Origin of the sequence: Xanthomonas sp. SHU 166 (genome assembly GCF_000364685.1) — a bacterium.
Classification (GTDB): domain Bacteria; phylum Pseudomonadota; class Gammaproteobacteria; order Xanthomonadales; family Xanthomonadaceae; genus Xanthomonas_A; species Xanthomonas_A sontii.
Genome location: NZ_AQOJ01000427.1, coordinates 1 through 10,192, shown reverse-complemented (window position 1 = coordinate 10,192; position 10,192 = coordinate 1). Strand labels below are relative to the sequence as shown.

At 66.9% G+C, this 10,192-nt stretch carries 7 protein-coding genes; 5 read left to right on the top strand and 2 right to left on the bottom strand.

Annotated elements, in window-relative coordinates; translation table 11 throughout:
• Together D180_RS11660 and D180_RS11655 are read left to right on the top strand one after the other, a co-directional pair.
• Positions 1-566, top strand: a 566-nt coding sequence (locus D180_RS11660; protein WP_043090859.1) for a hypothetical protein, incomplete at its 5' end; no start/stop codon positions are given.
• Between the two features lie 242 nt (positions 567-808).
• Positions 809-3,658, top strand: coding sequence for a TonB-dependent receptor (locus D180_RS11655; RefSeq protein WP_017912933.1), 2,850 nt, complete (start codon positions 809-811; stop codon positions 3,656-3,658).
• Positions 3,659-3,772: 114 nt separating this feature from the next.
• Here D180_RS11655 and D180_RS11650 read toward each other — a convergent pair whose 3' ends face one another.
• Positions 3,773-5,344, bottom strand: coding sequence for a sulfotransferase (locus tag D180_RS11650; protein WP_017912932.1), 1,572 nt, complete (start codon positions 5,342-5,344; stop codon positions 3,773-3,775).
• A 47-nt stretch (positions 5,345-5,391) separates the two neighbouring features.
• Positions 5,392-6,003, bottom strand: coding sequence for a TetR/AcrR family transcriptional regulator (locus D180_RS11645; RefSeq protein WP_017912931.1), 612 nt, complete (start codon positions 6,001-6,003; stop codon positions 5,392-5,394).
• A 139-nt stretch (positions 6,004-6,142) separates the two neighbouring features.
• Between D180_RS11645 and D180_RS11640 the strand changes: the two genes are divergently transcribed.
• The 3 genes from D180_RS11640 (at position 6,143) to D180_RS11630 (ending at position 10,097) form a co-directional block, all read left to right on the top strand.
• Positions 6,143-7,063 carry an alpha/beta fold hydrolase gene (locus D180_RS11640; RefSeq protein ID WP_017912930.1) on the top strand — a complete coding sequence of 307 codons (921 nt, stop codon included), beginning with the start codon at positions 6,143-6,145 and terminating at the stop codon, positions 7,061-7,063.
• On the top strand, positions 7,060-9,546 hold the full coding sequence (locus tag D180_RS11635; RefSeq protein WP_017910471.1) for an acyl-CoA dehydrogenase: 2,487 nt from the start codon (positions 7,060-7,062) through the stop codon (positions 9,544-9,546). Before D180_RS11640 ends, D180_RS11635 begins: the two co-directional genes overlap by 4 nt.
• 68 nt (positions 9,547-9,614) lie before the next feature.
• The gene (locus D180_RS11630) at positions 9,615-10,097 is read left to right on the top strand and encodes a hotdog fold domain-containing protein (RefSeq protein WP_017912929.1); all 483 of its coding nucleotides are present in this window, start codon (positions 9,615-9,617) and stop codon (positions 10,095-10,097) included.
• Positions 10,098-10,192: the final 95 nt, after the last annotated feature.

Genomic DNA, 10,192 nt, shown 5'->3' with positions numbered 1-10,192 from the left:
CCAGCCACTGCATGCTGGCCAGCCTGGGCGACGACGACGGCACCACCGGCCACCATGTCGCCGCCACCACCACCTTCAACCGCCCCGGCGGGCGCCTGTCGCTGTCGGCGGGCACCGGCCGCGAGAACCTCCCCGCCTGGCTGGCCGGCGCCAACAAGACGCCGTCGATGCGGATGGAGCAGAACGACCTGACCGTCTTCGCACAGCAGAACATCGGCCGCGAGGGCTTCGTCTCGATCGGCGGCACCTACGCCAAAGCCCGCCTGGTGCCGATCGCCGACGCCACCCCGGCCATGCTCGACCGCTGGGACAGCAAGAGCCTGAGCATCGGCGGCGGCTACGGCTCGTTCAGCGCCAACGTGATCGGCCGTGTCGTCGACGCCCCCGGCCAACCCGGCAAGTGGACCGGCCTGGGCGTGGGCCTGACCTGGCGCACCCCATGGAGCGGCCAGCTGACCGTGGGCGCCGAGAACGTCATCACCCGCGGCAAGAACCCGTTCTCGCCGAACAACATCAGCACCGAAGAGGGGACCATCCCCTACGTGCGCTACGAGCAGGATCTGTAGGCCTCGCCAACTCGGTCTCACCACGAGACACACGCCGCCTGCCCAACAGCTCCTCACGGGGCTTTTTTCATTTCTGAAACACCACAAGACGGGGCGTCCAACGTCTTTCAACTCCCCGCTCTTAACGACTCTTTAATTTCAGCGGGAACGCAGTTACTATCGGTTCACCCTACGGTTTTGGCTCCGCATTTCGGCGCCCCGTCGGCCAGTTCGCAACCATATCGCATTCGGAGAGAGAGCCAATGATCTGCAAGACCACCAAACTGCGCGACGCAGTTTTGATCGCCCTTGCCGCGAGTACGGGCGGTGCCGCCAGCGCCGCGTTCGCACAGGACGCCAACAGCGGTACCACCACGCTCGACCGCATCGAAATCACCGGCTCGCGCATCAAGCGCGCCGACGTGGAGACGTCGCAGCCGGTCTTCAGCATGTCGCGCGAAGACATCCAGGCGCAGGGCCTGACCTCGATCGGCGACGTGCTGCAGAATCTGTCTGCCAACGGCTCCACGCTTAACTCCACCTATAACAACGGTGGTAACGGCGAAACCCGCGTCAGCCTGCGCAACCTCGGCTCCAATCGCACCCTGGTACTAGTCAACGGCCGCCGCTGGGTCGCTGGCACCGGTCTGGGCGGCGCCACCGATCTGAACACCATCCCGACCGCCGCCATCGAGCGCGTGGAAGTCCTGAAGGACGGCGCCTCGGCGATCTATGGCTCCGACGCGATCGCCGGCGTGGTCAACATCATCCTGCGCAAGGATTTCGACGGCGCCGAAGCAAACGCCTATTACGGCCAGTTCAGCAAGGGCGATGGCGCGCGCCAGAGCTTCGACGTGACCATCGGCAGCACCGGCGAACGCTTCAGCGCGCTGTTCGGCGCCGGCTACGTCAAGGAAGATCCGGTGATGGCCGGCGACCGCGCGATTTCCGCCGTGCCGATCTACAAGACCGGCACCGCCTTCGGCAGCACCACCAGCCCGAACGGTCGCTTCGCGGTGTGCAACGGCACCTTCGCCAATGGCGTGTGCAGCGGTACCCAGACCCGTCCGAACGGCACCGCCGGCCAATTCGGCTACGACGCCGGCTCGACACCCGCCAACTGGCGCAACTGGGGCGCGGGCGTCAACGATCTCTACAACTTCGCCCCGGACAACTACCTGCTGACTCCGCAGGAGCGCAAGTCGATCTTCGGCCAGGCGATGTTCAAGATCACCGACAACGTCAGCTTCTCCGCACAGGCGACCTACAACAATCGCCAGTCCGAGCAGTTGCTCGCCTCGATGCCGATCGTGCTCGGTACAGGCCCCGGCGCCGGCGTCCAGGCCCGCACCATCGCGATCTCGCCGAATAGCATCTACAACCCGTTCGGCCGCACCGTCTCGCGCGTGCAGCGTCGCGCCACCGAAACCGGCGGCCGCAGCTTCAAGCAGAACGTCGATACTTTCGGCTTCGTCGGCGCCCTTGAGGGCAGCTTCGAGCTGGGCGATCGCTACTTCTCCTGGGATGCGGGCATGAGCTATGGCCGCAACGACCAGAACGACACCACCACCGGCCTGTTCAATCTGCTGTCGCTGCGCAACGCGGTGGGTCCGTCCTTCATCGACGCCACCGGCACCGCGCGTTGCGGCACCCCGGGTGCGATCGTCAACGGCTGCGTGCCGGCGAACCTGCTGGGCGGCGTCGGCGGCCTGACCCCGGAGATGCTGAACTACATCACCTTCGTCGCGCACGACGAATACCAGTACAAGATGAAGCAATACTTCGCCAACCTCACCGGCGAAGTCGCCGACCTGCCCGGCGGCACCCTGGCCTTCGCCGCCGGCGTGGAGCACCGTGCCGAAAGCGGCTACGACTCGCCGGACGCGCTGATCGCCTCGGGCAACACCACCGGCAACGTGCGTACCCCGACCTCGGGCGGCTATTCGCTGGACGAAGCCTACCTGGAAATCTCGATCCCGCTGCTCAAGGACGTGACCCTGTTCAAGGAGCTGGAATTCGACGTCGCAACGCGCTATTCGAAGTACGACACCTTCGGCAACACGGTCAACAGCAAGTTCGGTTTCAAGTGGAAGCCGATCGACGACCTGCTGATCCGCGGCAACTGGGCGCAGGGCTTCCGCGCGCCGTCGGTGTCCGAGCTGTTCCAGGGCGTCGCCGACAGCTTCGAGCAGATCGCCGACCCCTGCTCGACGACCTTCGGCGGCGGCTATGCGGGCCTGACCGCCGAACAGCGCGCGCGCTGCTCCGCGCAGGGCGTACCGGCGGGCGGCTACGACCAGGGCAACGCGCAGATCCGCATCAGCACAGGCGGCAACGTCAACCTGAAGCCGGAAACCTCCACCACCAAGACCCTCGGCTTCGTCTGGAGCCCGAGCTTCGTCAGCGGCTTCGACGTGTCGCTGGACTGGTGGCAGATCAAGCTGGAAAACACCATCACCAGCTTCAGCGGCCAGCGCATTCTGGACGATTGCGTGAAGGATGGGGTCGCTCAGGCCTGCTCGCTGTTCTCGCGTAACGCCGACGGTTCCATCAACGAACTGCTGTCCGCTGGCCTGAACATCGGCTCAACGCTGGTGGAAGGTTATGACATGACCGTCAACTACCGCCTGCCCGAGCAGTCGTGGGGCACGCTGTCCTTCAACTGGGATACCACCTACTACGCCCGGAACGAGGACAACAACGACGGCAACAACAAGGTCGGCGAGTACTCGGATCGCAACAATAACTGGCGCATCCGCTCCAACCTGTTGGCGCGCTGGGAGTTGGGCGATGTCGGCGCCACCTGGTCGATGCGCTACTACTCCAAGCAGGACGAACCCTGCCCGTTCAGCACCAACGACTATGGCTTCGGCCAACTCTGCAGCAACTTCAACACCAACCCGGACCTGTCCTACAACAAGCTGGGCGCCACCGTGTACAACGATGCGTCCTTCTATTGGAAGGCGCCCTGGAACGCGAAGATCACCCTGGGCGTGAACAACATCTTCGCCCGCAACCCACCGGTCTCGTACACGACCTTCGCCAACAGCTTCGATCCGCAGTACGAAGTGCCGGGCCGTTTCCTGTACATGCAGTACAACCAGAAGTTCTGATCCACTCGTCGTCGCGTCACCCGATGCAGCCCCGCAATGGGCTGCATCTTTTTTTGGGCGACGGAACCGGTCGATTGCGACGGCAGTTCGATCCGGGGCTCCGGCGGGCGTCGGCTACGCCAGTCCCAGAGCGGAGCGTAACGGCTGCAGTTGCGCCGCATACGGCGCCCACACCCGCGCGCGATCCGCGCGCAGACCACCCTGCATCAGTCCGACGCTCGCCGTCGCGACCGCGCCATGAGCCCGCTCCAGATCCAGCATCTGCGGCTGGTACGGCAATCCGCAGAAGGCCGCGACCTGGCGCAACGTCGCCTCCGGCTGCGCGACCAGCGCTGCGTAATCGACCCGCAGCAGTGCGTCGGGCAGGCTGCGCTCCCAATGCTGCATCAGCCGCTGGTGTGCAACGAAGTAGCCGGCCATTTCATGCTGCGTGTAGGAATAGCCGGCCACGCCCGAATACAGCACGCGCAGATTGGAGAAGCAGGTATCCATCGGATCGCGCGCCATCCACACGATCCTGGCTTGCGGCAACGCCTTGCGGATGAAGCCGACATTCAACGCATTGGCCGGCAGTTTCTCCACGAGGACATCCCGGCCCTGGACTGCCCACGCGGCCGCGTGCAGATAGTCGGCGCCTGCGCGGCGCAGCGCGTCCGAATCCAGGCGCGCGAGCATATCCAGCGAGAGCGCATCCCGCGCCGCGGTATTGGTGACGCCGCGCAGTTGCTCGGGAAACAGATAGGACTCGCCCACCGAGCGGACCTGGGAATGGCGCACGAGCATCTGTTCGAGCAGCGTGGTGCCGCTGCGGTGCATTCCCACGATGAAGATCGGACGCGGACCACCTTCCGTTATCGGCATCGGCTCGGCCAGATACGCCGGCGAACACCGCCGCTCGATGCCATCCAGCAAGGCCAGCGAATCGGACAGGCGGTAATCGATGCGCCGGCGCGCGCTGCCGCATGCCTGCTCCAGTGCCTGCCATGCCTCGGCGTGCTCGCCCAGATCGTGCAGTTCCTTGTGCAGGGCGAAATTCAGATAGGTTTCGCCCATGGAACCTGGCGGACAGCGCCTCAGCGCGTCGCGCAGGCGGCCCACATGATTGGACGCGTGCCGCTGGGTATGCAGCGCGGCCATCATCCAGAACGCCTGCGCCATCGCCGGATCGGCACGTAATGCCGCTTCGTAGTGGATTTCGGCACCGTTGCGGTCGCCGAGGAAGAACAACAGGTTGCCCTTGAAGTACAACGAAGCGGCATGCCCCGGCGCAAGACGCAGGCCGCGCTCCACCAGGGTCAATGCCAGCGCGTGCTCGCCGATGTCGCTCAGCAGCACCGCCGCTTCGGCCAGTTGCTGCGGCGACATGGCCGAGAGCAACGACTGATCGCGCAACAGCGCGATCAGTCGCTCGTATTCGTTGAAATGGCGCAGGCGCCTGGCCAGTTCGAACGCCTGTGCCGGGCTCAACCGGGACATCGCGGCCAGCCTCATCGTCGCGGTCTTGGCCTCCGCATGGCGTCCCAGCACCAGAAGAGCGTGCGACAGGCCCAGATAGCCATCGGCCTGGTCCGGCGCCAGCGCCACGGCCTGCGCGAACGCGACCTCGGCACGATCGAACCGCCGCGCTGCGATCGCACTGCGGCCCTGGGCCAGCAACGCGCCGATCTGCTCATCGGAGCCGGTCATCATCTTCCTTCAGGATTGCCTGGGCGTTGACGCGCGCCGGCCCAGCCTCAGCCGGGAATCAAGGTCACGATGACGTGTTCGACGTAGGCCTCGAAGTCCTCGCGCGCCTGCTTGGGCTGGTGCAATTGCAGCGACAGCTGCAGGAAGCCGACGTAGGCGGCATAGGCCAGGCGTGCGCGATGTTGCGCATCGGTCCGGCTGAGTCCGGCCTGGCGGAACGAGGCGATCAGATACTCCATGCGCCGCTGCGAGACCCGGTCGATCACCGGCCGCACCGCAGGATGATCGAGCGCCTTCAGCAACTCGCTGTAGATGATGTGCGGCTTGACCTCGTGCGCGACCAGTTGGAACAGCGCGCGCAGCCGCGTGCGCGGATCCGGCACCTCTTCCAGGCTGCCGAACACCTGCTGCTGCTCGACCAGTTCCCAGCGCTCCAGCGCGGCCTGCAGCAGCGCATCGCGCGAGGGGAAATGCCAGTAGAAGCTGCCCTTGGTGACGCCCAGGCGCCGCGCCAGCGGCTCCACCGCCACCGCGCTGACGCCCTGTTCGGCGATCAGGTCCAGGGCGGCCTGCGCCCAGTCTTCGGCACTGAGCCGGTTGTTGCGGCCACCGCCGGAAGCGGTGCCGTCGTCGGAGGAAGGAGCGGGCGCGGTATTCATCCGTGGATTTAACCATACGGGGACGTCGGTTGCAGTATGTGGCCTTCACGAGGGCGGCGCAAATGCCCGGCAGCATTGGCTTTTCGCACCCATACTGCATCGTATTGACATGCCGCGCAGAGCAACCATACTATCTCGTATGGTTTCCGCTTCCGCCACCGTCCCGCATGCCGCCTCGGCTACCCTCTCGGGTGCCGGCGAGCTGGCGCTGGCCGCGACCGTCACCGGTCCCGGCGAGGCCGGATCGGTGCTGTTCGCGCATGGCTTCGGCCAGACCCGGCATGCCTGGTCGGCGACCGCCGCGGCGCTGCAGGCGCATGGGTACCGTAGCGTCGCCTACGACGCGCGCGGCCATGGCGACTCCGCACGCAACCCGGCGGACCTGCCCTATCGCGGCGAGCAGTTCACCGACGACCTGATCGTGGTCGCCGGCGAGATGTCGCCGCCACCGGTACTGGTCGGCGCCTCGATGGGCGGGCTGTTCGGGCTGATCGCCGAATCGCGCTGGCCGGGCCTGTTCCGCGCGATGGTGCTGGTGGACATCACCCCGCGCTGGCAGCCGGCCGGGGTCGAGCGCATCCTCGCTTTCATGACCGCGCATCCGCAGGGCTTCGCCAGCCTGGACGAGGCCGGCGACGCGATCGCCGCCTACCTGCCGCAGCGCGCGCGCAAGTCGCCCGAGGCGCTGCGCAGCGTCCTGCGGCAACACGCCGACGGCCGCTGGTACTGGCACTGGGACCCGCGCCTGGTCGAGGAGCTGGCGCGCGACAGCGACCAGCACCAGGGCGCGATCGCGCAGGCCGCCGCACACGTGCAGTGCCCGCTGCTGCTGATCAGCGGCGGCCGCAGCGATCTGGTCACGCCACAGACCATCGAAGAGTTCCTGTCGCTGGTGCCGCATGCGCAGCATGCGCATCTGCCCGAAGCCACGCATATGCTGGCCGGCGACGACAACGCCGCATTTACCGCCACTGTGTTGCACTACCTGGACGCCCTGCCACCGGCCTGCGCCGGCGCATCGTCCGCCGTCACCGAGTACCTCCCCGGAGCACGCCCATGAGCATCATTGCCCCCTTCCTCGTGTTGTTGCTGGCCGGCGCGTTCGCCGCCTATCACCGCATGCGGCTCGCCGTCTGGGCCGCGTTGAGCGCCACGCTGCTGGTCGCGTGCTGGCTGCTCGGCGCCAACCACGTCGCCACCATCGTCGCGGCCGTCGTGCTGGCGGTGGTCGCGATGCCGCTGCTGTTGCCGTTCGTGCGCAAGCCGCTGCTCACCGCGCCGATGCTGAAGGTGTTCCGCAAGGTGCTGCCGCCGCTGTCGCAGACCGAGCGCATCGCCCTGGAAACCGGCTCGGTCGGCTTCGAAGGCGAGCTGTTCACCGGCGACCCTGACTGGCAGAAGCTGCTGAACTATCCCAAGCCGCAGCTGACCGCCGAAGAGCAGGCCTTCCTCGATGGCCCGGTGGAAGAACTGTGCCGGATGACCAACGACTGGGAAATCACCCACGTCCACGCCGACCTGCCGCCGGAGATCTGGAGCTTCATCAAGAAGAACAAGTTCTTCGGCATGATCATTCCGAAGGAATACGGCGGTTTGGGCTTCTCCGCGCTGGCCCACCACAAGGTGATCCAGAAGATCGCCTCGGTCTCCAGCGTGGTCAGTTCCACCGTCGGCGTGCCCAACTCGCTGGGCCCGGGCGAACTGCTGCTGCATTACGGCTCCAAGGAGCAGAAGGACTACTACCTGCCGCGTCTGGCGGTGGGCCAGGAAGTGCCCTGCTTCGGCCTGACCGGTCCGTTCGCCGGCTCCGATGCCACCTCGATCCCCGACTACGGCATCGTCTGCAAGGGCGAGTGGAACGGCGCCAACGTGCTCGGCGTCAAGCTGACCTTCGACAAGCGCTACATCACCCTGGCCCCGGTGGCGACCCTGGTCGGCCTGGCGTTCCGCATGTACGACCCGGAAGGCCTGATCGGCGACACCAAGGACATCGGCATCACCCTGGCGTTGCTGCCGCGCGAGACCCCGGGGGTCGAGATCGGCCGCCGCCACTTCCCGCTGAACTCGCCGTTCCAGAACGGCCCGATCCATGGCCGCGAAGTGTTCATCCCGCTGAGCCAGTTGATCGGCGGCGTGGAAATGGTCGGCAAGGGCTGGAACATGCTCAACGAGTGCCTGGCCGTCGGCCGCTCGATCACCCTGCCCTCCACCGCCAGCGGCGGCGCCAAGTTCGGCGCGGTCGTCACCGGCGCGTATGCGCGCATCCGCAAGCAGTTCGGCCTGTCGGTCGGCCGCTTCGAAGGCGTGGAAGAGGCGCTGGCGCGAATCGGCGGCAAGGCCTATGCGATCAGCGCGCTGTCGCAGGCGACCGCCGCGGCGGTGGACCGCGGCGACGTGCCGTCGGTGCCGTCGGCGATCGCCAAGTACCACTGCACCACGATGAGCCGCGAGGTCATCAGCGACGTGATGGACGTGGTCGGCGGCAAGGGCATCATCCTCGGCCCGCGCAACTTCGCCGGCCGCAGCTGGCAGGCCGCGCCGATCGCGATCACCGTGGAAGGCGCCAACATCATGACCCGCAGCCTGCTGATCTTCGGCCAGGGCGCGATCCTGTGCCATCCGTGGGTGATGAAGGAGATGAAGGCCGCCGGCAATCCGGATCACAAGGCCGGCGTCGACGAGTTCGACCGCAACCTGTTCGGCCACATCGGCTTCGCCATCTCCAACGCGGTGCGTTCGCTGTGGTTCGGCCTGACCGCCGCGCGCATCGGCGCCGCGCCGGGCGATGCCTACACCCGCCGCTACTTCCGCAAGCTGGACCGCTACTCGGCGAACCTGGCGCTGATGGCCGACGTGTCGATGCTGATGCTCGGCGGCAAGCTGAAGTTCAAGGAGTCGCTGTCCGGACGCCTGGGCGATGTGCTGAGCCACATCTACATGACCAGCGCCATGCTCAAGCGTTACCACGACGACGGCGCGCCGGCCACCGACCAGCCGCTGCTGGCCTGGGCCTTCCACGACAGCGTGCACAAGATCGAGCTGGCGTTGTCGGCGGCGCTGCGCAACTTCCCGATCCGTCCGGTCGGCTGGCTGATGTGGGCGCTGATCTTCCCGTGGGGCCGCCGCGCCGAAGCGCCGGGCGACCGCCTGGGCCACCGCGTCGCCGCGCTGCTGATGACGCCGAACGAAGCCCGCGATCGCCTGGGCCAGGGCGTGTTCCTGACCCCGTGCGAGAACAACCCCGGCGGCCGCATCGCCAGCTACCTGACCAAGGCGGTGCTGGCCGAGCCGGTGGAGCGCAAGTTCCTGAAGGCGCTCAAGAGCAAGGGCATCGAATCGCTGGACTTCGCCTCGCAGCTGGACGAGGCGGTGCGCCAAGGCGTGCTGTCGGCCGACGAGCGCCGTCAGCTGGAGGAGCTGCGCGAGATCACCATGGACACGATCAGCGTCGACGACTTCGACACCGACGAGCTGCGCTCTGCCAGCTACTACCAGCGTGCCGCGGCGGCGGCCGACGACGGGCATTCGCGCGAAGCGGCCTGATCGTCCTGACCATGCGACACCCACGACGGCGGACTTCGGTCCGCCGTCGTGGGTTCGGGGGAACTGCAATGAGCCGACTGCTCTCGCTCTACCGCCACATGCAAGGCTGGCCCGGGGGATCCTGGCTGTTCTCGCGTGCGGTGTGCTTCAAGGCGCCCTACTTCGCCAGCATCGCCCCGCGCATCACCGTCCTGGAGCCGGGCCGCTGCGAGGCGCGCATCGCGCACCGGCGGCGGGTCAGCAACCACATCGGCACGGTACACGCGATCGCCCTGTGCAACCTGGCGGAACTGGCCGGTGGAGTGATGGTCGACGCCAGCCTGCTGCCGTCGATGCGCTGGATCCCCAAGGGCATGCAGGTGGAATACCGCAGCAAGGCGCTCGGCCCGATGCATGCGGTGGCCACGCCGGACGTGGCGATCGTCGCCGCCGAGCGGGGTTACGACCTGCCGGTCAGCGTGGAGATCCGCGATACGGACGAGCACGTGGTGTGCTTCGCGCGCATCGCCATGTGGGTGTCGCCACGCGTGCCGGCCACGGCCTCGCCCTGATCGCAGCGTCGCGTGTGCGGTGTGCGGTGTGCGATACGCGGCTCAGTACGCCAGCAGCACGACCGCGATCGCCAGCGCTGCCGGCAGCGCCTGCA

What these genes read in the sequence shown, in the direction of transcription:
- D180_RS11645 (WP_017912931.1), bottom strand. Translation starts at nt 6,003, where the DNA reads ATGAATACCGCGCCCGCTCCTTCCTCCGACGACGGCACCGCTTCCGGC.
- D180_RS11635 (WP_017910471.1), top strand. Translation starts at nt 7,060, where the DNA reads ATGAGCATCATTGCCCCCTTCCTCGTGTTGTTGCTGGCCGGCGCGTTC.
- D180_RS11630 (WP_017912929.1), top strand. Translation starts at nt 9,615, where the DNA reads ATGAGCCGACTGCTCTCGCTCTACCGCCACATGCAAGGCTGGCCCGGG.
- D180_RS11650 (WP_017912932.1), bottom strand. Translation starts at nt 5,344, where the DNA reads ATGACCGGCTCCGATGAGCAGATCGGCGCGTTGCTGGCCCAGGGCCGC.
- D180_RS11640 (WP_017912930.1), top strand. Translation starts at nt 6,143, where the DNA reads ATGGTTTCCGCTTCCGCCACCGTCCCGCATGCCGCCTCGGCTACCCTC.
- D180_RS11655 (WP_017912933.1), top strand. Translation starts at nt 809, where the DNA reads ATGATCTGCAAGACCACCAAACTGCGCGACGCAGTTTTGATCGCCCTT.